This window comes from Aliirhizobium smilacinae (genome assembly GCF_006335145.1).
Classification (GTDB): Bacteria; Pseudomonadota; Alphaproteobacteria; order Rhizobiales; family Rhizobiaceae; genus Neorhizobium; species Neorhizobium smilacinae.
The window spans coordinates 101,575-127,783 of record NZ_VDMN01000006.1; the positions used below are offsets into that span (position 1 = coordinate 101,575).

Sequence of the window (26,209 nt, forward strand, 5' to 3'; positions counted from 1 at the left end):
TTCACACGGCAAACGCAATTGAGACGGCGCCCCTGAGGCGCCGTTTGTCATTGCAGCACGGGGACGCGCATCCGACTAAAATCTAGTATCGTGTCTGCATCGGGCCGGTATTCCGCACGATATTTCGGCTCAGACCCGCTGTTCGTTCCCGGATCGTCTGAACAGCAGGCTGAGAAGCCCGAGACCGACGGCCATCACGCAGCCCAGCACGAACCCACCAAACAGACCGCCCGCGGTCAGGTAAAGGGTGCGCGGCGGATAGCTGCGTGTCTTCGGAATGGTCGGAGGCGAGATGACCCTGACATTGGTCGTGTTGATCTGCTGGCGTTCGGCGATCTGTTTGGCACGCCCCATGAACGCCTGGTAAACGGTGGACTTGGATTCCACCTCACGTTCCAGCTGTCGAAGTTGTACGAGAGAATCGTTGTCGCCGAAGACGACCGATTTCATCGTGTTCGCCTGGGTCTGCTGGGCCATCAAGGCGGCTTCCGCCTGTGCCAGTTCGGATCTCGCCGCGGCGAGAATGCGGTTCTGTTCGCCGGTGATCTGGGCCTGGATTGCCTCCAGCTGCGGGCGCATCGCAGCAATCCTCGGATGTCTTGCGCCGAAGACCGCAGATTGCGCGTCGAGTTCGCGTTTGACCGCCGAATATTGGGTCCGTAGCGCAGTCATCGTCTGGGATTCGATCGATGCGCTGTCCAGGCGGTTGTCGAGATTGCCGGTCGAAAGTTCCTGATAGCGGCTTCGCGCCCTGATGACCCGGGCCTGCGCATCGACGAGCTGCGTGTTGGTCTGATTGGCGACGATGCTGCTGACCAGTTCGCCGGAACTTGAGAGGATGTTGTGGTCTCGCTTGAACTTCTGCACGGCATCGTCGGCAACGGCGACTTCGTTTTTCAGTGCGTCGAGGCGGGAGAAGAGTTCGGTCGCGGCCCGGCCTGCACCGTCGGCCTGCGCCTTGACCAGCTCATCCTGGAAATTGGTAATTATGGAATTGGCGATTTCCAGTGCCTTTGGTGCCGACAGGCTCCAGACATCGAGGTTGACGACGAAAGAGTTTTCCTCGCGCTTTGCGACGACATGTTTTTCAAGTGCCCGCAGCGCCTCCAGTCGTCCGGACTGGGCTGCGCTCGACGTCTCGTCGTTGAATTCCGGATCCTTATCCAGATGGAGCGCATCGATAACGCTGTTGAGCACATTCGCGGATGTCAGGATTCGCAACTTGCTCTCGACATCGTAGATCTGCATGTCGAGCTGGGTATTGGATGTGAAGATGTCATCGTCCATGACCCGAAGGCTTGCCGGGTCGATGAAGATCTGAGAGCCCACGGTAAATTTCGGCTTCGCATAGTTGCCGAAACCATACCCCGCCAGAGCGCCGAGGATGATGAACAGGAAGACCAGCCACTTGCCGGCCCATAGCCAGCCGAGCACCATTCCGGCGCTGATATCCGGCCATGCTGTCGGCAAGGCCATTGGCCGCGATGCGGGCCTTGTCGGCGGCGAAACAGGTTGGGGCTCTTCGTCCGATCCGAGATAGGAAAGCAGGGAATGCTGTCCGGGCGCAGGGGCACGATGGTCCTCCGCTTCGCGGGCTTTGTCTGGAGCCGCGTCGCGTCGAAGAAACTTGGGTGGTCTAAGCATGGCATACATGGGGCCGGACCTGCCTTTCGCTGCCAATGAAACTCTATCTACGCTAATAAGCGGTAAACCATGCCCCTGAAGAACGTGCTGGCCATCGTTTATTGGTACAGAGTTCCTCAGACTAGGCGCAAAAGTTTAAGATTTATCGGTTCTGGTTGGAGCAATTTCCCGAGTTGGATGGATCGCCGACATTGACGCGTTATCTCGTGCTTAGATCCGACGCCACGACCGTCTGCGGTGTGGAGGCCTTTACCCGAAATCTGGCTGCCCGGCTGAGTTCTCGGGCCGTCAGCGATGTTCTGGATGGAAATTTCCGTCGCTTGTCTGAGCGTCTTGCGGATGCCGATGCGATCGTCCTCAATTTTCCCATCGTGGCCTGGAAGAAACGGCTTGTGGAGCCGTTCGCGGCTGCAGCCCTGGCGAAATTGAAGCGCAAGCGTGTGGTCGTCGTTTTGCACGAGTGGGCAAGCCTCGACTGGAAACGGCGGCTGACACTCTGGCCGGTCATCCTGCTCGCCGACACCATTCTTTTTTCCGCGCCGGAGGTTCGGCAGGAATGGCTGGAGAGCCGCTATCCTGTCGGCCGAAAAACGACCGGCATTATTCCGATCCCGCCCAACCTCCTGCCCAGCGGGAAAGAGGACGCGGGGCCGGCGGCGCTTGCCATTCGCGCTTTGCGTGCCGGCAGGCGGACAATCATCGGCCAATTCGGCTCGATCTATCCGAAAAAGAACTGCGCCGAACTTCTCGGGATCGCACGGGCGCTCCTGGATGAAGGTCAGGAGGTTGCGATTGCCTTTGTCGGCTCCTTCATCAAGGGCATGGATAATGTCGAAGAGGATTTCCGCAACCGGGTCGAGGCGCTCGGTCTGGGCGACCGGGTGATGGTGACGGGATATCTCGCTACCGACGAGGAGGTTTTTGCGGCGTGCCGCGAGGTCGATATCTTCTGCTACCGGTTCTCGGAAGGTCTCACCGCGCGGCGCGGCAGCGTGCTGGCGGCCGCGCTTGGCGGCCGGATCGTCGTCACCAATGCGCCGGCCGACCCTGCGGGACTGGGACATCATGGTTTGTTCCAGGTGCTGATCCGGAATGGAAACATCGTGATTTGCCCGCATGATGCGGATGTCGAAGCGATGGCGAAGGCCGTTCGCGGCGTGATCGGACGCGCGCCGCCGTCGCTCGATATCGATGTCGAGATCGCTTCCCTCTGGAAGGCGATCATCGGCGAACTCGACGGCGTTCAAAGCGCGGTTCGGACAGAGACACGATCAATCGAGACGTCCAATTAACGCCTGAGATTGCGGGTCAGCGCGATACGCCGGATCAGCGACGGTTCGGTCAGCGTATGAGACTGGATGGCGATTGCGTATTGATTGTCGCCCATCCCATCGATCAGTTCCCCGATACCCGCTTCGTCCAGCGCCGGTCCGCTCCAGTAGGTGGCGCAGAGGCTCTGTTCTATGATCCGATGGCGCCCCATCAGCGACGGATTGTTGGCGACGCCGACGCCGTAGAGAATGTATTCGGAAAAATCCCTGGCCTTGCAGAGTGCCTTCCACCAGGGGAGGCCGGTCACAGACTCTATCCTGTCGACAATCGTGCTCAGGCTTTCACGGTCCCAGACAATCATCTGGCCGATATAGTCGTCGCCCGGCAAGGGCGGCTCCCGTGCATCGATGAGGCGGTAGGCGTTCTTCTGCCAGATGACATGGTTTGGGCGTGTTTCATTCACGCCGCCAAGATCGGCACAAAGGGGCGACAGCAGATCGCCGGCAATTCTTCCGGCGTCGAAAGGACGTACGAAGCAGTTGTCGGAATCGATGCACATGATCCGTTCGCAGGATTGCAGAAGCGCCATCGCGAGTTTTCGCAATTGCTGCACATGCCAGCCGTAAACCGGCAGTCCGATACCAGGCGCCCAGTAATATTGACGGTTCTTCCACTTCAGGAAACCCGGAAGGGCATGCAGAGTGTCCGGCAGCAGAACGGAATCCGGAAGCACCAACCGCTTTTCGTTGCCGAGCTGGGAGAAAAGCTCGAGGTCGCTATCGGCGACGAGAAGGTAATGCCGATCATAACCGGTGACGAAGGCATCGATCGAATCGCAGAGGAGGCGACATGACTCGAAATCCCGAAAATAGGTTGGCGTGACGAGACTGACGGTGGCGGTCATTCGGTGATCATGGCTCCGGAAGCAGAAGAACCCAGACTGCCTATGTTCGACCTAAGGCTCCGTTAATCCCGTTCATGCATAGTGCTGGCCGGTGCGAATATCCAAGGATAGACAGCCGCACCGGCATGCAGGCCTTAGCGAAATCAAGGTCGCCGGTTGGAGGTAACGAGTGGGATTGAGGTCCAGGCACGAATTCCGGCAGTTCGCCCGTCATCTCGGATCCTATGTCGGATCGAGCGGGGCACTGCTCGCATCGAGCGTCACCATGCTTTTGACCTTCGCACTGCTTGCCCGTCATCTCGGCCATGAGCAGTTTGCGCTCAATGCAACGATCACGGCTCTGACCAATCTCGGCATTCAGGTTTGCGGTCTGGGATCGCAGGAATCGCTGGTCAGGCGCGTCGCGCAGGAGCCGGGCTTCTATCCCGATATGCTCGGGCATGTGCATATTCTCAATCTCGTCTCGGGGGTGGTTCTGGTCATCGCCGGGATGATCGCCATTCCGTTGATGTTCCCGGTCTCCGATCAGTTGATGACGACGCTTGTCGCCACGGCGCTGATCCTTTTCACCAACATCATCCTTCTGAAGATCATCTGGCTCGCCACCAATAGCTACATCGCGCATTCGCGCTTTTCGGTCGCCAACAGGATCGAGTTCCTGTTTGCCGTGCTGCGCATGGCCGCGGCCGTTGTCAGTTGCCTTGTCTTCAACATCACCACGGTGGCGGAATGGGCGGTCTGGAATTTTGCCGCGCATGCGATCGCTGCGGTCATCGCGCTGATCGCGATACGACGGCTGGGCATGCCCCGCTTCAGGATCGTTCGCGAAGAAATCCCGATCGGCATCATGTTCGCCAGCCAGTTCTTCTTCAAGGCGGGGCGCAGCAATGCCGACATTCTCGTCTTGAGCGCGGTAGCCGGGTCGGAAATCGTCGGCAGTTATTCGATCGCCCGCCGGTTGACGGAAGCCTCCTATATGGCGGTCGAGGCGCTCAACCGGATCGTCTATCCGAGTTACGCAGCCGCAGCCCTGAGCGGGATCGGCGCGGTTCTGGGACGCGCCAGGCAGATGCTGGTTCTGACGACCGGCATCGGTATCGCCGCCGGCCTGTTCGTCTGGATCATCACGCCGTGGCTGCCGCTTCTGTTCGGACATGACTATGTTTCGCTATCGTGGATGACCCGTGCCCTGTGCTGGGCGGTGATCCCGATCGCGATCAGCGCAACGGCCTTCGAGGCACTCGGTGCGTCCAGCCTGCAGAATGTGCGAGCGAAAATTCTCAATGCTTCGAACATTGTCGGCGCAGGTCTTGTGGCGCTGGCGGCATATTACGCAAGCGTCAGCGGTGTGATCGCGACAACCTACCTGCTGGAAATCCTGATCGCCATTCTTGCCTGGAGGGCGCTTTTGCGGGCGCAAAACGGCATCAAGCGCGCATCTCGGCCAGCCGGCACAGAGCCGGAGCCGGTAAAACAGCGTACGGCATGACCTGCACTTAAAATCAGCTTTCGGTGATGTGTTGGCCGGCTTTTAAAGTCGATTGCCTTTCGGCCGGCGGGATTTCGCTGGCCTTGTAAGGCACCGGAAGAAAGCCGAAGCTTGCGGTGATCCTGCCTATCGACATCAGGATCGGATGGGTGGCCGGCAGAAAACGTTTCGTGCGTGCCAGAAGCCCGATCGCCTTGAAGAGGCTCAGCCCCAACGAAATGACGTTCTTGACCTGAAGCTTTGCCGCGACAGCCGGCGCCTTCATTCGCTTGCGGTCGATGACGTAGTTGATGCTTCCGGTGCGGACCGAACGGCGCATCAGCCAGTTGGGAGTGGTGCGCTCCGCGGCGACGGTTTCATGAATGATCGCTTCTTCGCACCACCAGAATGTGAAGCCGGCCGCGTGGCAACGGGCGAAAAATTCCATGTCGCCACCACCGAGAAAGTTGAAGGCGACGTCGAACAGGGTCGGCTCCAGACGCGCGAAGACGTCACGGTGGATGAGGCAGTTGCCGGTGCCGTGAATGACCGGTACCTGCCGGGTCGGGCCGCTGATGAAGCCGTAGAGTGGATGCTGGCTGACTGATTTCGATACCGGCACATCGAATTGTCGGATGACCGGACCGCCGCCGATCTTGGCCCCGGTGCTACGAGCTGTGGAGATCATCTGCGACAGCCAGTCTGGGGTGGCGATCTCGTCATCGTCGATCATCAGGAAATAATCGGCTGCCGGAAAGCGGTCCCGGGCTTCGGTGAATGCGCGATTGATCGCGTGGCAGTTGCCCTGGCGTGGTTCGATCACCACTGCGTGCGGAATGCCGACGGTTCCGAGGATTTCTTGTGCGGATCCGGCGCCCACCGGATTTTCAGCGTCATTTTCGACAACGACGATTGCAAAGCGCAGATCTGTCTGCTGTGCCAGCAGCGATCGAAGCGTGCGCGCCACACCTTCCGGCCGACGAAAAGTCGGAATGCAAATGACGGCTTCTACCGAAGCTTTGCTTTCGTCTTGCACGCTTGGCTCTCCGGTTCTGTGTCGCGTTCATGCGCTCATCGCCATATGCGACGAGCTTCAATACGAAAGGAAATCAGCGGATACAAATGTATGTTGGGCTTTCAGTTAATATCGCGTGGTCCTGACGAGGCCGATATCATCCCTGCCGTGATTGGAGGCTGGCGCCGGCTTGCAGTCTGAGCCCGAATACGGCGATGAGCATGGTGAACCACAGTGGGCCGTTGTTGACGAAGAAAAGATTTTCGAGACCGGCCAGAAGGATCGAGAAGATCCAGATGCGCAGGAAGAGGCGCGTCAAAGCCGGATCGTTCTGTGTGGAAAGCGCTTCGCCTGCATCTCTGAGTGGCAGGATGAGAAGCCAGACGATCATCAGGATGAGGGCGGGGAAACCGCCGTTCAGAAGTGTTTCAAGGAAGGAGTTGTGCGAATGGGCGGCGAGATAGGCCCAGGATTCCGTCGTGAGGTCGCGCAGGTACTCGCTTCCCCAAAGCAGCTGGAAGCCGTAGCCCATGATCGGGGCTTCCGAGATGCGAGCAAGGGCGAAAGCCCAGATCGAGCTTCTTCCCGTGAAGGTCGCGTCTATCCCAAGAGAGGCCAGCATCGAACTGGTAGCCGGTGAGCTTGAAAGCCCGATGAGGATGACATTCATCGCGATGACAAGGCCGATGGTGAGCGGGCCACGCAGCGGCCGGCAATGCTCGAACAGCCAGCCCAAGATCAATACGGTCGGAAGCATGGCCGTTGCGGTTTTCCCGCCGGCACGAACAAGAAAAATAGCCGCGAGAATGACGATGAGCGACCCCAGCCGCGGGTAGGAAGCCTTGCGCAGGTAAAGACCGAACAGAACAAGATAGACCATGCCTGCGGCAGCGGCGTTCTTGTGCCCGAAAATGCCGCGCCAATCTCCAGCCAGAGCAGCTTCGGCTTCATTGACCCCGTGGACGCCGACGGCAGGAACCGCCAGTACGGCGAAATAGCTGAGCAGCAGGACGGCCATCGTGCCGATGGCGAAAACTCTGGCAAAATCACGACTATCGCGCGGCAACAGAAGTACTGCATTGGCGCAGCCGCAGACGAGCAGCGCGTAGACAATCCTTCGAAACGCCGTTGCCGGATCGAAAGAGAATAACGAGACGAAGCAGAACCAGAGAAGAATGAGGCCAAGTAACGAGCGCGGACTGAAAAGTACGCTCCTGCCCGGATTGCGCCAAAGGCTTGCGATAGCGACGGTGAATAGAGTGATGACGACGATCTGGTTGAGGAGGTTGCCGGTGGACGGAAGGTTGCCCTTGCCGTCCCAATGGGCAAAGGGCGTGAGGCCGATCCAGAAATAGCAAAACAGCAGCAGCAGGGTCACGGACCCAAAGCTCCAGGTGGCGCGCTCAGTACGCAGGGCCGATAACGCTCCGGCCTGAGAAATTGTCGCTGCGTCCTTCAAGGTGATCGGTCCTGTCGTGCTGCGCGAAACCACGGTTCATCTCAACAGGAGACCGATATACGTTAACCGCCGGTGAAGAACCTTCGTCGGCCGAGGTAATATTATCATAACGCCTCGCAGCTAGCCTTCCGTAAACCTTCCGGCGACAGCGATCAGCTGACTCTCCTCCAATCGAGACGGGAAAATCAATGCGCAGACGGGATTTCGTTCAGGGCAGCCTAGCGGTAGCGGCACAGGCCGCGCTTCAGTCGCCTGCCGCCCAAGCTGCGCCGGCGATGCGGATACCCTATGGTTCGGCGGTACGCGGCGATGCTCTCGTGGATGATTTTGACTACCGAACTGCGCTTGTCGAACACTGCCAGCTGGTCGTCCCGGAAGGTGGGCTGAAGTGGGAGGCGTTGAGGCCTTCGGAGGACCGGTTCGATTTCTACGAAGGTGACAAGCTTCTCGCTTTTGCCGACCAGAACGGCATGAAAATGCGCGGCCACACGCTGATCTGGTATGCGGCGATGCCGGACTGGACCTCTTCCATCCGTGGCGGCAAGGCTGCGGAACGAGCGTTGAGCAAGCATATCCGCACCGTGGTCGGGCAATATAGGGGGCGAATTCCCAGCTGGGACGTCATCAACGAGGCAATCGCCGAGAACCCCCGTGGTTCCGATTATTTGAGGCCCAATCTGTGGCTTGAGAATATGGGCAAGGGATATATCGAAACCGCGTTCCGTCGGGCGGCAGAAGCAGACCCGAAGGTTCAGCTCGTCATCAACGAATACGATATCGAATGTGTCGGCGAGCAGTTCAAGAACCGGCGCAATGCGCTCTTACGTGTTGTGCGTGATCTTCGTGATCGTGATGCCCCGATCCATGCGGTCGGTTTTCAGAGCCATCTGAAAGGGCAATATGAGATCGACAAGGAAGGCGTGTCGTCTTTCGTGGCCGAGCTCAAGGCGATGGATGTCGATGTGCTGGTCACGGAACTCGACGTCATCGACAATCTCCTGCCTGCCGATGAAAAACAACGCGATGAGGTCATTGCCGGCCGGGTCACCGATTTCCTGCAGGCGATTTCGGATGCAAACCCGCCGACGGCAATCCTGACCTGGGGTATTACCGATCGTTATACATGGGTGCCGATGTGGTTCACCCGTGATGATGGAAGTCCGAACCGTCCGCTGCCTCTAGACCGCGATTACAAAGCAAAGCCTTTGATGGAGGCTATCGAGCGTTTTACCGGTCGCGCGTAGGGCAGAAAGTCCTTGCCTTCAAGCGGCTTCCATCAATCTCCATTCTGCCTTAAACCACGACAGTTCTGTCTGAGGATGGTTCGGTTGTAGTAAAGTGAGGCGAATCTCCCCGCGGCGGAGAATATAGCGGCATTTTTCCGAACAATTGTCGGGAGTGCGGTAACGCTTCATTAGCAACGCCTCCCAGTGAATTCTAAACCCTATTCCGAATTGCCGCAGAAAACGGTCTCAAGAACAGTTCGGGACCCGGAGCTATTAACCGCTCATTCTTGGTTGCGGCATATTTTCCCGTCAGCTGCAGTGCAATGTTTGGTTGTGGCTGAATGTCAGATGCCTACGGAAAGCTGCCTGCTAGTCAGGTACAGGGATTGAGCGAAGTTTCTTTCCTTCCGGATGCGATGACGTTCCTGCTATCGTTGAAGGGAATATTTCGACAATGAATGTGCGCTTACATAACATCGTTGATATACCTTTAGCCGTCGATCTGGACGGAACGCTGATTTCGACCGATCTGTTGTGGGAAAGCGTATTCCAGCTCCTGAGAGCAAACCCGCTCTATCTTTTTCTTCTGCCGGTCTGGTTGTTTTCAGGCAAGGCGCGTCTGAAGACGGAAATCGCGCGCCGCGTTACGCTGGACGCCAGCCATCTGCCCTATCGCGAGGATTTCGTTTCCTATCTGCGTGCGGAGCGGGTCCGGGGCCGCGAACTTATTCTGGTGACTGCGGCGGCTGAACCGTTTGCCAAGGCGGTGGCGGCCCATCTCGGTCTGTTCAGTGCTGTCTATCACACGGATGAAACAACAAACCTTGCCGCGCATAACAAGGCCGCGCTGCTGGCAAAAATCTACGGGCCGCAAGGCTTCGACTATGCCGGTAACGACCGTGCAGATATCGCGGTTTTCCAGACTGCGCGCTGCGCGATTGTCGTTGCTCCGGATGCGGCGGCTGACCGGTACCAGAAGGTGCATTCGTCGATGCGTTTCGATGCCAAGCGTGCGAGCATCAAGACCTATATCAAGATGCTGCGCGTGCATCAGTGGCTGAAGAACTTCCTTGTCTTCGCTTCGCCGGTGCTTGCCCACACGGTCTTCCAGCTGGAGACATTCATCGCGACCACACTGGCACTGGTGGCATTTTCGTTTTCGGCTTCCGCCATCTACATCATCAACGACATTCTCGACCTGCCGCTCGACCGGCAGCATCCGACGAAGCGGAACCGTCCTTTCGCGAGCGGCGCCATCTCCATTCCTTATGGTCTGCTGGTTTCCGCGCTGCTCCTCGTTGCCACGGCGGCCATCTGCTCGCTGCTGCCGTTGCAATTTGCAGCAGTCATCGTTCTTTATCTGGTGGTCACCACCGCCTATTCGCTCGCCATCAAGCGGATGCTGTTGATCGACGTGCTCTGCCTCGCGGGGCTCTACGCCCTGCGCATCCTGGGCGGCAAGGCGGCGACTGACCTGCCGCTTTCGTTCTGGCTGATCGCCTTCGGCCTCTTCTTCTTCCTGTCGTTGGCGCTGGTGAAACGTTATGTCGAATTGCGCTATACGACGGTAGACGTTGGAGACCGGATCGCCGGCCGCGGTTATCGTCCGGAAGACATCCACATCGTTGCCCAGAGTGGTGTTTCGTCGGCATTCGCCGCCGCCATGGTTCTCGCCCTCTACATTCAGTCCGAGGACATCCGGGCACTTTATCCCGAGCCGTGGGTAATCTGGCCGCTGGTGCCGATGGTGCTGTATATCAACGTCCGCATCTGGATCCTTGCCCATCGCAAGGAGCTGGATGACGATCCGGTCGTTTTCATCGCAACCGACTGGCGCAGCCAACTGGTCATTGCGATCGGCGTCATGCTCTTCATTGCGGCGAGTGTCCTGTGATGCAGGCGAGCCTCGACAGTTTCGGCCGTATCAATCGCCATTCCAGGCAGGCCATCGCCTTCGAACAGGCGGTGCATGCGTTGCGTGACGGCATGGCTGGCCGATCCGATCTGCTGGCTTTCGGAAACGGAAAGTCCTATGGCGACAGCTGCCATAACGATGCCGGTTCGCTTGTTCAGATGCGGCAGCAGAGGTCGGTGCTTGGTTTCAATGTCGAGACAGGCATCGTGGAGGCGGAAGCCGGGATCTCGCTGGAAGAACTGATCGCCCATATCGCTCCCCACGGATTTTTCCTGCCCGTGACGCCGGGTACCCGTTTTGTTACGCTCGGCGGCTCGATCGCCAATGACGTTCACGGCAAAAACCACCACCGTTCCGGCACGTTCGGCTGCCATGTCGAAAGCTTCGAACTGCTGCGTTCCGATAGTCACATCTATCGCTGCAGCACTACGGAAAATCCGGACCTGTTTTCGGCGACGATCGGCGGGCTCGGCCTGACGGGTCTTATCCTGTCCGCGCGACTGAAGCTGATGAAGGTCGGCTCGCTCGACATCGACGAGACGGTAACCGCGTTTTCCAGCCTTGAAGGTTATTTCGATCTGGCGGCAGATGCCGACGAGGAGAACGAATATTCCGTCGCCTGGCTGGATCAGCTGGCATCCGGCAAATCGGCCGGCCGCGGCGTGCTGATTACCGGCAATCACGCGGAGAACGGCAATTTTCGCACCGAAGGCGTAAAGGCAAAGCTCGGCGTTCCGTTCGAACTGCCTTTCTCTGCGTTGAACCGGGTAAGCCTTGGGCTGTTCAATACGGCCTATTTCAACGTCAACCGGCTGAAGTCTGCTCCGCATCTGGCGGGCTACGGCAAGTTCTTCTATCCGCTCGACGGTGTCGGAGACTGGAACCGGCTCTACGGCCCGTCCGGTCTCTACCAGCATCAGAGCGTCATTCCGTTCGAAGCCGGGCGCTCCGTTATTCCGGCCATGCTGGAAGCAAGCCGCAGAGCGGGATTGTCGTCCTTCCTCACCGTGCTGAAGCGTTTCGGCGATGTGCGGTCACCGGGCTTCATGTCGTTTCCGCGCCCCGGTTACACGCTGACGATGGATTTTCCCAATCACGGCGAGAAGACGCTGGCGCTGCTGACGCGTCTCGATCGCATGACGCTCGATGCCGGCGGGCGGGTCAATCCCTACAAGGACAGCCGCATGAGCGCGGAAGTGTTCAAGGCCGGTTTTCCGCAATGGCCGCAACTGGAAAAGCTGCGGGACGAAAGTTTCTGCTCGGATTTCTGGCGCCGGACGGCGCTTGTCACGGATCACCCACGAGGACAGTCATGAAATATATTCCGTTCATCCTCTTCACGGTGCTGACCAATGCGGCGGCGCAACTGCTTTTGAAGCAGGGCATGCTGTCGCTCGGACCACTGAGCTTTTCCGCCGATACGATCGTCCAGCGGATTTTCCAGATCATCTTCAATCCATGGGTCTTCTTCGGGCTCGCGACTTTCGTCATCTCAATGGCGTCGCATCTCTATGTGCTGAGCAAGGTCGATCTGTCCTTCGCCTATCCCTTCCTCAGCCTCGCCTATGTCGCCGTCGCGGTTCTGGCATGGCTTTTGTTCAAGGAAGATCTCGGGGCGCTGAAGATTGCCGGTATCGCCTTCATCTGCGTCGGCACGGTGCTGATCGCGCAGAGCGGACACAAGGAAACGGCGGACCAGACGGCGTCTCTCGAGCGAACCCATTCCTGACCAACACGAATTAGAACCGACAGAACGACGGGGATTAAAACCATGAGACATATCATTTTCGGCGGAGACGGTTTCGTAGGGCGTCATCTCGCACCGAGACTGCAGGCTGCAGGTCACGAGGTCATCGTCGCCGATATCGCCAAGAGCGATCTTGCGCATTACCGCGACATCCGTTTCGACACCGTCGATGTGACCGATCCCGCCTCGATCGCCAGAGTCGGCATCAAGGCCGATGACATGGTCTACAATCTCTCGGCCAAGATGTTGTCGCCGTTGCAGGTGCGGGCCAAGCGGCATGATTTCTTCTTCCCGGTCAATTATTACGGCACCGAGAACATCATCAAGGCGATGGACCAGGCCGGCGCCACGTCGCTCGTCCACTTCACCACCGACATGGTCTACGGGCATACCTTTGTCTGGCCGCAGACGGAGGAACATCCTGTCGCGCCGCTCGGCGAATACGGCCTGTCCAAGCTGAAGACCGAGGAGCTGGCAGCCGATTGGCGCGAGCGCGGCATGAAGATTTCGTTGTTCAGGCCGCGCTTGATCATCGGCCCAGGCCGCCTTGGTATTCTGGCCAAACTCTTCAAGCTGATCGACAATAATCTTCCCGTCCCGATGATCGGTTCCGGCAAGAATCCCTACCAGTTCATCTCGGTCTTCGATTGCGCCTCTGCCGCTCATGCCGCTTTCACGGCAGGTGTGCCGAACGAGGTCTACAATCTCGGTTCGCTCAATCCGCCGCCGGTGAGAAAGCTGCTCGGCGATCTGGTCAAGCATGCGGGTTCGAAGTCGATCCTCTTGCCGACACCGGCATGGGCGGTGAAGCGTACGCTCGATCTATTCGACCTGATCAACATGCCGATCATGGATCCGGAACAATATCTGATTGCCGACGAAATGTGCGTTCTCGACGTGTCCAAGGGCGAGCGCGAGCTCGGCTGGGTGCCGCAATATCGCGACGAAGACATGCTGATCGCCGCTTATTCCGAATATCGCAAGGGACTTGCCGGCGGTTCGCAGGACAATGTCACCCACGCCAAGGCAGCCTGAGGGAAACAACAATGGCCACTGTAGTCAGCCTGAACGAACATGATGATGACACCTTCATCGAAACCGTCCGCGGATCGACCTCCAAGCCGGCGCTTCTGAGTGTCGATGATGCAAAGGCGATGGACGTCTCAAAGATGACGGATCTGTTCACCCGTCATCTCAATCCCGGCCAGCTTCACTTCATGAAGCTGCTCGGCTTCCACAAGGTGAAGATCGAGCGTGCCGAGGGCATGTATTATTACGACCAGAACGGCCGCCAAATCCTCGATTTCTTCGGAGGCTTCGGCTCGCTGGCGCTCGGCCACAATCACAAGCGTGTCCTCGATGCGCGTCGCAAGTTCCAGGACGAGAACCGCCAGGAAATCGCCATCGCCTTCATGTCGCAATATGCGAGCGCGCTGGCGTTTAATCTCGCCGCCTGCTCACCAGGCGAACTCGACATGGTGTTCCTCGGTTCTTCCGGTTCGGAAGCGATGGAAGCTGCGATCAAGGTGGCCGAACGCGCTGCCGGCCCGAAGCGGCCGAAGATCGTTTATGCGGAAAACTCGTTCCACGGAAAGACCAAGGGTGTCCTGTCGATCACCGATGGCGCGCTTTATCGCGGCGAATTCAAGCTGGTCGATAACACGGTGAAAGTGCCGTTCGGCGATATCGATGCGATCGAGATCGCCTTCCGCACAGACCCGCAAATCGGCGTGATCGTGCTGGAAACGGTGCAGGGCGGCGGCGGCATCATTCAAGCCGATACAGCTTTCTGGCAGCGGTTGCGCGAACTCTGCGACAAGTATGGCGTGTTGTGGGTCGCAGACGAAGTGCAATGCGGGTTCGGCCGTACCGGCAAGTTCTATGCGTTCGAGCATCACGGCGTCGTGCCGGACGTGACGGCACTGGCGAAATCGCTCGGCGGCGGCAAGTCGGCCGTCGGCGCGATGATCGCCAAGCGCGATGTCTATATGAAAGCCTATGGCACGCCGAAGACGGCGATGATCCATGCGATGGCGACCTTTGGTGGTATCGGTGAAGCCTGCGTGACGGCTATCGAGGCCATGAACGTGCTCTATGACGAGCATCTGATCGACAACTCCGCCGAGATGGGCGATTATCTTCTGCAGCGCCTGAAGCAACTTCAGGCCCGTTATCCTTCGCTGCTGAAGGACGTACGCGGGCAGGGATTGATGATCGGTATCGAGTTCCATGATCTTTCAAAGACCATGCCGCTTGTGCTGCGCCCGGTCGTCGCCATGCTGGACGACAAACTGAAGGGTTCGCTGCCTGGCTTTATCGGCAGCCATCTCCTGCGCGATCATGGCGTTCTGGTGGCCTTTACCGAATACAACCGCAACGTCATCCGCCTGGAGCCGCCACTGATCTGCGAACGCAGCCATGTGGACGATTTCATCAATGCGTTCGACGAAGTGATGTCCCGCGGCATCGTCCGTATCGTCAAGGACTTCGTTGCCGCACAGGTGAAGTGAAACTTTCGGAGATGAGGTTATTTGAGGCTGGGAGATAATCCCGGCCTCAAATTGTTTGAAGCGAGGATATCGGGGCGCAGAAGCAAGTCCCAGCACGGATGAATCTGCACGACGGTGCGGCCTTTGAGGGCCTCCTGATAGTGCGCCTCAAGCATGCGGCGCCCCGTGGTAAGGGGGCATTTCGGCCGCAGGACCGCCGCCGTTTCTTCGACCGAGCGGATGGTTTCCTCGGTCAGCGGCGGAACGGTGCGGTAAGGATCTGCGCCGATCTGGATATGCTTTGTCGCATCGCGATTCAGCAGCCAAGCGAAGGGATTGGTGAAGTCGAGGGTCATCAGGCTGTCTAACCGGACATTGTTTTTTGCCTCGAACGCCTTCAGGGATTCCACCAGGCTGTTGGCCGAGATGATCCAGTAGAGCTGGAAATCGAGCTCGGAGTAATATTGCCAGCTTGGCAACTGCCCGTGGGCAGATAGATCTGCATAGGCGGCGGCGTAATTCTCGTAGTGGGTTTCCAGAAAGATCGCGCGGTCGATGATTTCCTGCCGCTGTGAAACCTGCTGCATGTTTCTCACCTCCGGCAGGTGCAACCTTTCGTATGTCGGTGCCACGACGGCGGCACGCAGCGTCTTATGCGCCACCTTGGTGAAGGTGGGAATGACGCAGAATGCAGCCAGCGCAAGAACCGCCATTCTGGGGCCTTGCTCAAGAGGCCGGATGCGCTCGAAGATCATCAGCATCACCGGCCAGATGAAGATGAACTCCTGGCTGCCCGTATTCTGCGTCTCGAATATCACGCCACCTGCCGTCACGACCGACAGCCACCAGAAACTATGATCGAAAAAGCGGATGCTTCGGTCGGCTCGCGTCCAGTCTATCCAGATCAGCACAAGCGCAAGAACGCCAACAGGCAGCAATACGTCGAGCTTCAGGGATGCAACCGTCAGGAAGCGGGTAAGAAGCGAGCCCTCATTCATGGTGGCGAGCTGAGCGATGTCACGCAAATAGGCCGAGACCATGCCGGTTGTCAGTTCGGCAATTGCGAGCGGGACAAGGAAAATTATGACTGCAAGGATGCAATAGCGCAGCGAAATTCTGCCGGACAGCAGTGCCAGAAGGCCAAACAAGCCGCCGACGAGAAAGCCTGTGATCTTGGTCAGGAACAGGGCCAGCATCGCGCCAGCAACAAGGACGGCCATTCTGCGGCCGTCCTTCAAAAAGACGAGGCCGCTGGTCAGGACATACAGGAAGATGACGCTATGGCGATTGTATATGCCGAAACCGTCCAGTGTCGGGAACGGGTGGTAGGCGCTGACATTGGCAGGAAAGGTGGCAAAAACGAGGAATGGCACAAGGAGCGCGAAGGCATAGGCTTTGCTCTGCCGGGTCGTCTCTGCAAGCACTGGCGCGAAAAGCGGAATGGCGACTGGCAGAATGCACCATTGCGCCAAGAGAAGCGGTTGCGCATTTTCGAACAGCTTCAAGCCTGCAGCAAAGAGATAGTAGGGTAGTGGCCCGACGGGGGTCGAGAAATCGACGCTCGGAACTTGCCCCATCCATATCCGTTGCGCTGCATCAAGGTAGAGATAAGTGTCCCAATACATCGGCCCGATCGGTATCGAAATCGGTATAGATAGGAGAGCAACCAGGGGAACAATCGCTGCAATTATCCAGAAAACCGGTAGGGAAAAAATGCTGCGGAGAGGAAACATGCTGGTTATCTGCCTCTTGAAATAGTTCGTGGCACCATTTCCGCGCCCGTGCGGCCGGCACGTCAAATGAAACGCAACCCTGTTGATCAGGCCAATATTTCTGGTCTGATACTTAGTCTACATAATATAATTAATTCATTATCACTGTCCGGGTGCGATGTTTGGCCATCGTTTAATGCGTTCGCACTAATCTATGCTTTACGGACTTCGCGAAATCCCGCAGTTGGTCATGCCAATCGCCGGTACTGGTATCGACGCAGAAATGCTGCACGATACTGGAGCTGAAGGATTTCTATGTGATCAAGCTGAACGAGGCGTTCGCTTCGCTAGGCATCGCGATCTTACGCGAACTTGGGCTGGCGGAGGGTGCCGAACACATCACTCCGAATGGCGGAGCGATTGCATTCGGCCATACCCTCTGTCTATGGGGAGCAGGATATCGTGGACTACGGCACTGGAGCCTTCCCTGCGAAAGGGGCGCTATGCGCTCGTGACCATGTGTGCCGGGGTCGGGCAGGGCCGTGGCGCTGGAATGGTTATAACCAGCGCCACGTGCGTTTGTGATCAGTGATGGGGCTTGCCCGGACGGCGGTAGATGAACCAGTAGACGCCACCCACGAGAAGTGCTCCGCCCACCCAGTTGCCGGCGGTTACGACCGCGAGATTGGTGAGAACACCGCTCAAGGGGATTTCGCCCGGTGCATGGCCGGTGGCGGTCCAATAACTTTCAGGCGCGCCGTAACGGATCATCAGGCCGAGGCTGAGATAATACATGTTGGCGACGCAGTGCTCGAAGCCTGCAGCGACGAAGGCGGTCACCGGGAAAACGATGGCGAGAATCCTGTCGGCGACCGTGCGTCCAGCCAGCGCCAGCCATACGGCGAGGCAGACGAGGATGTTGCAGAGAATGCCAAGCGAAAAAGCCTCCACGACCGGCAGTGCAGACTTTGCTTCGGCGTAGTGCATGGCAGCGATGCCGATTGCATTGTTGCCGAACGTGTACTGCCCCGAGAAAAATACGAGGCCGGCGATGACGACCGCACCCACCAGATTGCCGAGCCAGACGAGCACCCAGACGCGAACCATGCGTCTGGTGGCGATACGGCGGCTTGCCCAGGCCATGACCATCAGCATGTCGCCGGTGAAAAGCTGGGCGCCACCGATCAGAACCAGAATGAGGCCGAGCGAAAAGCTCAGCCCGGCCAGAAGCCGGGTGAGACCGTAGGACATTATTCCATCGGCGCCCGCGACCGTTGTCGTCGCGAACATGGCGCCGAGACCGATGAAGGCACCGGCGAGAACCGCCAGACCCAGCAGGGTCAGCGTGTCATAGCTGGCTTTCTTGACCCCCATTTCTTCCGCCGCGATGGCAATCGCGTCCGGCGTCAGGGAGCCGCCTGCCTCCGGCCCTCGAAAGAAGGCCGAAGTCATCTTGTCCCGGCTTTCCGGGTCCTGCTGGACGATGTTCATGCGTTCACAGCGTCCTTCCGCGCCGGCTCGGAACCAGCACCACCCTCTGCGGCCGACTGCTGATCGGCCTGGATTGCGGTGAGGGCGATGGTGAAGACGATGTCGTCGACGAGAGCGCCGCGCGACAGGTCGTTGACCGGCTTGCGCAGGCCCTGCAGCATCGGGCCGACGGAAACGACGTCGGCGGAGCGCTGAACGGCCTTGTAGGTGGTGTTGCCGGTGTTCAGATCGGGGAAGACAAAGACGTTGGCACGGCCGGCAACCGGGCTGTCCGGTGCCTTGGAACGGCCGACGCTTTCGACGCTTGCCGCATCGTACTGGATCGGTCCGTCGATCAGCAGATCCGGCTTGCGCTGTTTGGCAAGCGCGGTTGCCTCGCGCACCTTGTCGACATCACCGCCGGTGCCCGACGTGCCGGTCGAATAGGAGATCATCGCAACCCGCGGGTCGATGCCAAAAGCCTTTGCCGTGTCGGAGGACTGCAGCGCGATCTCCGCCAGCTGTTCGGCCGTCGGGTTCGGGTTGATGGCGCAATCGCCATAGACCAGAACCTGGTCGGGCATCAGCATGAAGAAGACCGAGGAGACGATGCTCTGGCCGGGTTCGGTCTTGATCAGCTGCAGGGCGGGACGCACCGTGCTGGCCGTGGTGTGGACCGCACCGGAGACGAGACCATCGACTTCGCCGACCGCCAGCATCATCGTGCCGAGGACGACAGTGTCTTCCAGCTGGGCGATCGCCTGGGGAGGGGTCATGCCCTTGGACTTGCGCAGCTCGACCATGGCATCGACGTAATTGGTGCGCACGGCCTGCGGATCGAGGATTTCGAGATCGTCAGGCAGTTCTATATCCTGAGCCTTGGCCATCATCTGGATGACGTCGGGGCGACCGAGCAGGACGCAGCGGGCAATACCCTTGCGGTGGCAAATCACTGCGGCAGCAAGCGTGCGGGGTTCCTCGCCCTCGGGAAGGACGATCCGCTTGTTGGCGCGGCGGGCACCTTCGATCAGGTGATTGCGGAAGCGCGGCGGCGACAGGCGAGCTTCGGTGGAGGTACCGATGCGATCACGCAGGGAAGCGGTATCGATATGTTCGGCGACGAAGTCGATGACCTTTTCCATGTGCTGGCTGTCGTCTTCGCTGACATGGTAGCTGAGATGCGACAGGCGCGAGGCGGTGGCATAGGTATCGTCTGGCGTGGACAGGATCGGCAGGATGTTGCTACCGACCGAGGCCATCAGTTCTGCAACGGGATCGGCGAGTGGTGCGCCGCAGGTGAGCAGCAGGCCGGCAAGCGGTACGCCGCGGCTATGGGCCAGCGCCGAGGCAAGTGCGATGTCGCTGCGATCGCCGGGCATGACGACCAGAGTTTCGGGACGCAGCCGGTCGATCATCTTTTCGACGGAACGGGCGCCGACGACGATCTCGCGTACCCTGACGGCATCGAGACCGGTTCCCTGTACGACGCTCAGATCAAGCGAGGAGACGAGATCAGACAGGCGTGGCGTGTTCAGGTTCGGCTCGTAGGGGATGGCGCCGAGGATGGTCGAGGAGGCAAGGCCGAAGGGGACCAGAGCCTCTTTCAGCCGATCGCGATCGGCATTCACCTTCGTCTTGTTGATCATCAGACCGAGAAGCGGCGAGTTTCCTTCGCGTGCATACTGGCGATGGATCAGGGCAACCGTTTCGGCGATGAACTTCGGGTCGTAATCGACGCCGCTCAGCACCGGAATGACGTCAGCGCCCAGGCTGCGCACGATCTCGACATTGAGGCGCAAGGCGATCTGGGCGCTGGCAAGCGGGATCAGACCCTCGACGACGACGACGTCATGATCGGCGCGCAACGCTTCCGTCATCGTCGCGACATCCTCGAGCAGGGCCGCGAGGTCGCCCTTGCGGATCTGTTCTTCCGCCCGTTCGAACGGAATGGGATCCGGCGAGTTGGTCATGCACAGGGTGCGGGCGAAATGGCTCGATGTGTCGATGCCTTTTTTCGGGCTCCTGCCTTCAGATCTCGGCTGGGCGATGGGCTTGACGAAGGCGACCTTCATGCCGTCGCGTTGCAGTGCCCTCACCAGGCCGAGCGAAAGCGACGTCAGGCCGACATCCTGCGCTGCCGCAGCGAGAAAAATTATACGTGCGCACATTGAGAATTATCCTTCTGTATGTTCGCGGTCATTATGAATTGATTGAAATAGAGCGATCCGTTTCGGCGGCTATGCTGCGGTCGATGTTGCGACGGCTTCCAGCGTGTCGTGAGCGATCATCCATTCCTCGTTGGTGGCGATGACGGCAGCGGCTGCCTTGCTATCCTTCGAGGTGATGACACCGCAACGTCCGCCGAACATCTGGCCGTTGGTTTCAGCATCGAGTTTGAGACCGAGAACCGCAAGGCGGTCGATCGTCCGCTGACGCATCGTTGCCGAATTTTCGCCGATACCGCCGGTGAAAATCACGGCATCCAGGCGATCGAGCGAGGTTGCGAGACCGCCGATGTAACGAGCCAGCCGATGCACGAAAACGTCCAGTGCCAGCTTTGCGCCTTCATGGCCCTCCTTTTCGGCATTTTCCAGCGTGCGGCAATCGTTGGACAGGCCGGACAGGCCAAGCAGACCGCTCTTGCGGTTGAGCAGGGTGTCCAGTTCATCGATCGTCAGGCCATCTTCACGGGCGATATGGAAAAGCGCCCCGGGATCGATATCGCCGGAGCGGGTACCCATGACAAGACCTTCAAGCGGGGTGAAGCCCATCGACGTATCGACGCTCTTGCCGTTCAATACTGCGGTTGCCGAAGCGCCATTGCCGAGATGGGCAATAACCAGGCCATGATCATTCGGGTCGAGGCCGAGAAGCTCGATGGCTTCCGCTGCGACGAAGCGGTGGCTGGTTCCGTGGAAGCCGTAACGGCGAACGCCGAGGTTGCGATAGCAATCCTGCGGGACGGCATAGGTGAAGGCAGCCTGTGGCATGGTGGTGTGGAAGGCGGTATCAAAGACCGCGGCATGCGGAACGTTGGGCAGCGCCGCCATTGCCGTTCTTACGCCGAGGATGTTTGCAGGGTTGTGCAGGGGAGCGAGGTTGGAAAGCGCATCCATCTCGCGCAGGATCTCATCGGTAACAAGTGTGGAAGCGGTAAAGCGCTCGCCGCCATGAACCATGCGATGGCCAACTGCAACAACCGAGCTTAGCCAACCCTTCTGATCCAGAATGCCGAGGAGCTTCTGCAAGGCTACGTCATGGCTTCCTCCATCCAGCGATATTTCCGTCTTTTCGCCCTTTTCCTTGACGACCAGCCGGCTTTCCGGCTGACCGAGGTTTTCAGCCAAAGCCGAAAGAAGCGGTTCGCGGCCCGTGCCTGCGAAAACGCCGAACTTCACGGAAGAGCTGCCGCAGTTCACAACGAGAACGAGCGAACGAATATCGATCATATTGAAATTCCTTGTCATTTACTTGATTGGGAACGATTTTCCGTGCCTTCAGTCCTAAAAGACCGTCAGCCCGCGTTCCGCGAATATTGATCTTGCTTCAGCCGTGGATTCCGGTGTTGGCGTCGGAGCTCCGGCGAGCGGATAATCCATCCCCAATTGTGCCCATTTCTGGGTGCCCATCTGATGGAAGGGGAGGACTTCAACGCGCTCCACGATCGGGCCGAGGTCGGCGACGAAATCGGCAAGCCTGGCGATATCGTCATGTCCGTCGGTCCAGCCGGGAACGAGGACGTATCTCAGCCAGATCGGCTTTTGCAGCCGTTGAAGACGATGTGCGAAGTCGAGCGTCGGCTGCAGCGGTTGCGCGGTGAGGCGCTGATAGACCTCAGGGTCACTGTGCTTGATATCGAGAAGGACCAGATCGACATTGTCGAACCATTCGTCGTCCATCGAGGCGTGGAGATAACCTTGGGTATCCAGTGCGGTGTGAAGACCGAGTTCGCTCTTGAAGCGCTTGAACATCTCGCCGACGAAAGGCGCCTGCATCAGCGGTTCGCCGCCCGAAATGGTCACGCCGCCTGCCATTCGCAGGAATCCTGCGTAGGGTTTGATTTCCGCAACGGCGTCATCGACGGTGATCTTGCGGCCGTTGTGCAGTTTCCAGGTATCCGGATTGTGGCAATAGACGCAACGGAACAGGCAACCGGCCATGAAGAAGACGAAGCGCATGCCCGGTCCATCAACTGCGGCTCCGCTTTCAACGGAATGCAGGTACCCGAAATCCGTCGAGGAGTGGGTGCCGGCGGGGGCGTGCGTCTTCGGCGGGCGCATGATCGCTCGATGAATGTCCATGGGGCAACTCGTATCTAGAAGAATTCGGGTCAACAGCGTGGGCGCATATGGGTTCCATATGCGCCCAGCTTAACGTCTAAACGTTACATTTTCGAATGGAACGTGCGGGAGATAACATCGAGCTGCTGTTCACGTGTCAGCTTGACGAAATTGACCGCATATCCCGACACGCGAACCGTCAACTGCGGATACAGTTCCGGATGGTCCATTGCATGGACGAGCGTGTCGCGATTGAAGACGTTGACGTTGACATGGAAACCGCCTGCAGCCGAGTAGGCATCCAGGCAATTTGCCAGGTTCCTGGCGCGTTCCTCGTCGGTCCGCCCAAGTGAATCGGGCGTTGCCGAAGCCGTCCAGGAGATGCCGTCGAGAGCGGAATCGTAGGGGATCTTGGCAACCGATGCGCCGGCTGCGACGAAGCCCTTGGTATCACGACCGTTCATCGGGTTTGCGCCCGGTGCGAAAGGCTCGCCTGCGCGGCGGCCGTCCGGCGTATTGCCCGTCTTCTTGCCGTAGACCACGTTGGAGGTGATCGTCAGCACCGACTGTGTCGGCATCGAGTTACGATAGAAGTAGGGCTGTGCAGCGATCTTCTTCATGAAGGTTTCGGTCAACCAGACAGCGATCGAGTCAACGCTGTCGTCGTTGTTGCCGTAAGCGGGGTAGGTACCTTCGATCTTGTAATCGACGGCGAGACCTGCCTCGTTGCGGATGACCTTGACCTTGGCGTGCTTGATGGCCGACAGACTGTCCGCTGCGACCGACAGGCCGGCAATGCCGCATGCCATGGTGCGCAGAATGTCGCGGTCATGCAGCGCCATTTCGATACGCTCGTAAGCGTATTTGTCGTGCATGTAATGGACGGTGTTCAGCGCCTTGACATAGGTCTGGGCCAGCCAGTCCATCATCTTGTCGAACTTGGCCATGACTTCGTCGTAATCGAGGACGTCGCCCTTGATCGGTTCGAAGCCCTTGGCAACGACTGCGCCGCTCTTTTCGTCGACGCCGCCATTGATCGCATAAAGCAGAGCCTTTGCGAGGTTGGAGCGGGCACCGAAGAACTGCATCTGCTTGCCGATCCGCATGGCGGAGACGCAGCAGGCAATGCCGTAGTCGTCACCCCATTTGGGCCGCATCAGGTCGTCGTTTTCGTATTGGATGGCGCTGGTATCGGCCGACACCTTGGCGCAGAAGGTCTTGAAACCATCCGGCAGCTTGGTGCTCCACAGCACGGTCAGGTTCGGTTCAGGAGCCGGGCCGAGGTTGTAGAGCGTATGCAGGAATCGGAAGCTCGACTTGGTTACCAGCGGACGACCGTCTTCACCGACGCCACCGATCGATTCCGTTACCCAGGTCGGATCGCCCGAGAACAGCTGGTCATACTCTGGCGTACGCAGGAAGCGAACGATCCGGAGCTTGATGATCATGTCATCGATCAGTTCCTGGGCCTGTTCTTCATTCAGCAGGCCTGCGTCGATATCGCGCTGGATGTAAATGTCGAGGAAGGTCGAGACACGGCCGAGCGACATGGCCGCACCGTTCTGTTCCTTGACGGCTGCAAGATAAGCGAAATACGTCCACTGAATGGCTTCGCGGGCGTTTACGGCCGGACGCGAAACATCATAGCCGTATTTGGCGGCCATTTCCTTCAGTTCGTCGAGAGCGCGGTACTGTTCCGACAGTTCTTCGCGCAACCGCATCACGTCGTCGTTGAAGACTTCGTTTTCGAGACCGCGGAAGTCCTTCAGGCGGAAGGCGCGCAGTGCATCCGTGCCATAGAGGGCAACGCGGCGATAGTCGCCGATGATGCGGCCGCGACCGTAGGCGTCCGGCAGACCGGTGATGACGCCGGACTTGCGAGCGGCAAGGATTTCAGGGCTGTAGACGTCGAAGATACCCTGGTTGTGGCTCTTGCGATATTTGGTCCAGACCTCGTGGACCGACGGATCGAGCTTGAAGCCAAAGGCTTCGAGACCGTTTTCCACCATGCGGAGGCCGCCATTCGGCATGATCGCGCGCTTCAGGGGCGCGTCGGTCTGCAGGCCGACGATCAGCTCGATGTCCTTGGCGATATAACCTGCATCATGTGCGGTGATCGTCGAGGCGCGGTCGGCGGAAACATCCAGAACACCCTTCTTGCGTTCTTCAGCAAGGAGTACTCCGAGTGTTTCCCAGACCTTTAAGGTGCGTGGCGTGGGGCCTGCGAGAAAGGCGGCGTCGGCCTCGTAGGGCTTGTAGTTGTTTTGAATGAAGTCGCGCACGTCGACGGCGTTGCGCCACTTTTCGCCCTTGAAATCGGCCCAAGGGTCGGCGGGGACGATTGTCTGGGAAAGGATGCCCATTTGTCTTCTTCCTTTTGCTTTGCCTTTCGGCATTGGTGAAGCGCCCTCCCAACCACGACCCCAACAGACCAGAGCCTGACAGGACCGCAGCTTCCATCAGCAACTTACCAATATAGTGGACATCGAAGTTTGATCCCGATCAACGTGGGAATTGATCAGTGTGAATATGGTCCGGCTCAGCGCTGGACGAAATCTTTATCCAGGCCCCTATATCGGACGGCGCGATGCCTTTGGGGGGCGGAAGGGAGGCAAAATGCCACTGGAAATACGCGTAGCCTCGATCGGCGAGTGCATGGTCGAGTTGCAACGCAAGCCGGACGGCTCGATTACGCAGGCTTTCGGAGGTGACACTTTCAATACCGCTGCCTATCTGGCACGGTTGGGCGCGGGTTTGGGACCATTCGTCTCATATATAACCGCAATCGGAGACGATCCTTTCAGCGAGGACATGGCGGCATTCTGGAACGCCCAGGGTGTCGACGATCATCTCGTGCTACGCCGAAAGGGTCGCAGGCCCGGTCTTTACTTCATCAAGACGGACACGACCGGTGAGCGTCGCTTCTTCTACTGGCGCGGTGAGGCCGCCGCCCGTGAAACTTTCGAAGGCGAAGGTTCTGACGAACTTCTTGCCGCGCTCGAAGGATTTACGAGCGTCTATGTCTCCGGCATCAGCCTGGCCGTCTTGAAGCCTGAAAGCCGCGAGCGGCTGCTCGTAAGGCTGGAAGAACTCGCACGTGCCGGTATCGCCGTCGATTTCGATGGAAATTATCGACCGTTGCTCTGGGGCGGCATCGAAAACGCACGTGCGGCCTATGAGCGCGTCATCGCATTCTCGACCCGCGTTCTCGTCACCATCGAGGAACTGGAAGTGTTTGGGCTCGCGCAGACCATGGAAGCTGGCATCGCATATTTTGCAAAAATGCCGCAGCTCGAAGTGGTCATCAAGGATGGGCCTGGTGATGCCACGCTCATTCACGGAGGCAAGATCGAAAAGGTACCTGCCACCAAAATCGAGAAAGTTGTCGACACGACCGCTGCCGGCGACAGTTTTTCAGCAACCTATATTTTAGGCCGAAGCCTTGGTATCGAACCTGCGGAGGCAGCACGTCGTGCCCACGTCGTCGCTGGCGCTGTCGTTCAGCATCATGGTGCAATTATCCCGAAAGACGCCACACCCGACGTCTTCAAAACTGAGATCGCCAGTCGCGGCAATTTAACCACCGCAGCAGAATAGCGAACTCAATA

At 58.6% G+C, this 26,209-nt stretch carries 19 protein-coding genes and 1 pseudogene; 10 read left to right on the forward strand and 10 right to left on the reverse strand.

Translation table 11 applies throughout. The features are described 5' to 3' along the window. Nucleotides 1–129 precede the first annotated feature (129 nt). Nucleotides 130–1,470 carry a GumC family protein gene (locus FHP24_RS22215; RefSeq protein WP_180356088.1) on the reverse strand — a complete coding sequence of 447 codons (1,341 nt, stop codon included), beginning with the start codon at nt 1,468–1,470 and terminating at the stop codon, nt 130–132. 365 nt (nt 1,471–1,835) lie between these two features. Here FHP24_RS22215 and FHP24_RS22220 point away from each other — a divergent pair, with 365 nt between their 5' ends. Further along, nucleotides 1,836–2,936 carry a glycosyltransferase gene (locus FHP24_RS22220; RefSeq protein WP_139678433.1) on the forward strand — a complete coding sequence of 367 codons (1,101 nt, stop codon included), beginning with the start codon at nt 1,836–1,838 and terminating at the stop codon, nt 2,934–2,936. On the opposite strand, the gene FHP24_RS22225 is transcribed toward FHP24_RS22220, so the two are convergent. Then, nucleotides 2,933–3,820, reverse strand: a complete 888-nt coding sequence (locus FHP24_RS22225; RefSeq protein WP_139678434.1) for a DUF6492 family protein — start codon at nt 3,818–3,820, stop codon at nt 2,933–2,935. The genes FHP24_RS22220 and FHP24_RS22225 overlap by 4 nt on opposite strands. 169 nt (nt 3,821–3,989) lie before the next feature. Here FHP24_RS22225 and FHP24_RS22230 point away from each other — a divergent pair, with 169 nt between their 5' ends. Beyond that, nucleotides 3,990–5,309, forward strand: a complete 1,320-nt coding sequence (locus FHP24_RS22230; RefSeq protein WP_246091897.1) for a lipopolysaccharide biosynthesis protein — start codon at nt 3,990–3,992, stop codon at nt 5,307–5,309. Nucleotides 5,310–5,322: 13 nt separating this feature from the next. Here FHP24_RS22230 and FHP24_RS22235 read toward each other — a convergent pair whose 3' ends face one another. Together FHP24_RS22235 and FHP24_RS22240 are read right to left on the reverse strand one after the other, a co-directional pair. Next, a complete protein-coding gene (locus FHP24_RS22235) occupies nt 5,323–6,324 on the reverse strand; it encodes a glycosyltransferase family 2 protein (RefSeq protein ID WP_139678435.1) in 1,002 nt (333 codons plus the stop codon). Nucleotides 6,325–6,460: 136 nt separating this feature from the next. After that, nucleotides 6,461–7,795 carry an O-antigen ligase family protein gene (locus FHP24_RS22240; RefSeq protein WP_139678436.1) on the reverse strand — a complete coding sequence of 445 codons (1,335 nt, stop codon included), beginning with the start codon at nt 7,793–7,795 and terminating at the stop codon, nt 6,461–6,463. Between the two features lie 155 nt (nt 7,796–7,950). Between FHP24_RS22240 and FHP24_RS22245 the strand changes: the two genes are divergently transcribed. From FHP24_RS22245 to FHP24_RS22270, 6 genes are all read left to right on the forward strand, one after another. Further along, nucleotides 7,951–9,006, forward strand: a complete 1,056-nt coding sequence (locus FHP24_RS22245; protein ID WP_139678437.1) for an endo-1,4-beta-xylanase — start codon at nt 7,951–7,953, stop codon at nt 9,004–9,006. Nucleotides 9,007–9,442: 436 nt separating this feature from the next. Beyond that, on the forward strand, nt 9,443–10,882 hold the full coding sequence (locus tag FHP24_RS22250) for a UbiA family prenyltransferase (protein WP_139678438.1): 1,440 nt from the start codon (nt 9,443–9,445) through the stop codon (nt 10,880–10,882). Beyond that, complete coding sequence (locus FHP24_RS22255) at nt 10,882–12,219, forward strand: FAD-binding oxidoreductase (RefSeq protein ID WP_139678617.1); 1,338 nt, start codon at nt 10,882–10,884, stop codon at nt 12,217–12,219. Before FHP24_RS22250 ends, FHP24_RS22255 begins: the two co-directional genes overlap by 1 nt. After that, nucleotides 12,216–12,632, forward strand: a complete 417-nt coding sequence (locus FHP24_RS22260) for an EamA family transporter (RefSeq protein ID WP_139678439.1) — start codon at nt 12,216–12,218, stop codon at nt 12,630–12,632. Before FHP24_RS22255 ends, FHP24_RS22260 begins: the two co-directional genes overlap by 4 nt. Nucleotides 12,633–12,674: 42 nt before the next feature. Beyond that, nucleotides 12,675–13,685, forward strand: coding sequence for an NAD-dependent epimerase/dehydratase family protein (locus FHP24_RS22265; protein WP_139678440.1), 1,011 nt, complete (start codon nt 12,675–12,677; stop codon nt 13,683–13,685). A gap of 119 nt (nt 13,686–13,804) precedes the next feature. Beyond that, nucleotides 13,805–15,160: an aspartate aminotransferase family protein gene (locus tag FHP24_RS22270; RefSeq protein WP_246091911.1), complete on the forward strand. Its 1,356-nt coding sequence runs from the start codon at nt 13,805–13,807 to the stop codon at nt 15,158–15,160. A 17-nt stretch (nt 15,161–15,177) separates the two neighbouring features. Here the strand turns inward: FHP24_RS22270 and FHP24_RS22275 are convergent, their stop codons facing one another. Next, nucleotides 15,178–16,872, reverse strand: a complete 1,695-nt coding sequence (locus FHP24_RS22275) for a hypothetical protein (RefSeq protein ID WP_394344657.1) — start codon at nt 16,870–16,872, stop codon at nt 15,178–15,180. A 251-nt stretch (nt 16,873–17,123) separates the two neighbouring features. Between FHP24_RS22275 and FHP24_RS22280 the strand changes: the two are divergent. Beyond that, a pseudogene (locus FHP24_RS22280) lies at nt 17,124–17,443 on the forward strand (hypothetical protein); the annotation flags it as partial. Here the strand turns inward: FHP24_RS22280 and FHP24_RS22285 are convergent. From FHP24_RS22285 to pflB, 5 genes are all read right to left on the reverse strand, one after another. Next, nucleotides 17,437–18,342 (reverse strand): formate/nitrite transporter family protein, encoded by a 906-nt coding sequence (locus FHP24_RS22285; protein WP_246091898.1) that lies wholly within the window; start codon nt 18,340–18,342, stop codon nt 17,437–17,439. The pseudogene FHP24_RS22280 and the gene FHP24_RS22285 overlap by 7 nt on opposite strands. Then, nucleotides 18,339–20,489 (reverse strand): phosphate acetyltransferase, encoded by a 2,151-nt coding sequence (pta, locus tag FHP24_RS22290; protein ID WP_139678442.1) that lies wholly within the window; start codon nt 20,487–20,489, stop codon nt 18,339–18,341. Before pta ends, FHP24_RS22285 begins: the two co-directional genes overlap by 4 nt. Before the next feature lie 69 nt (nt 20,490–20,558). Continuing rightward, on the reverse strand, nt 20,559–21,770 hold the full coding sequence (locus FHP24_RS22295; protein WP_139678443.1) for an acetate/propionate family kinase: 1,212 nt from the start codon (nt 21,768–21,770) through the stop codon (nt 20,559–20,561). Nucleotides 21,771–21,824: 54 nt separating this feature from the next. Continuing rightward, entirely contained in the window at nt 21,825–22,622 is a 798-nt protein-coding gene (gene pflA, locus FHP24_RS22300; protein WP_210237862.1) for a pyruvate formate-lyase-activating protein, read from the reverse strand. Nucleotides 22,623–22,705: 83 nt separating this feature from the next. Next, nucleotides 22,706–24,964 (reverse strand): formate C-acetyltransferase, encoded by a 2,259-nt coding sequence (pflB, locus tag FHP24_RS22305; RefSeq protein ID WP_139678444.1) that lies wholly within the window; start codon nt 24,962–24,964, stop codon nt 22,706–22,708. Nucleotides 24,965–25,217: 253 nt separating this feature from the next. Here pflB and FHP24_RS22310 point away from each other — a divergent pair, with 253 nt between their 5' ends. Next, complete coding sequence (locus tag FHP24_RS22310; RefSeq protein WP_180356089.1) at nt 25,218–26,198, forward strand: sugar kinase; 981 nt, start codon at nt 25,218–25,220, stop codon at nt 26,196–26,198. Nucleotides 26,199–26,209: the final 11 nt, after the last annotated feature.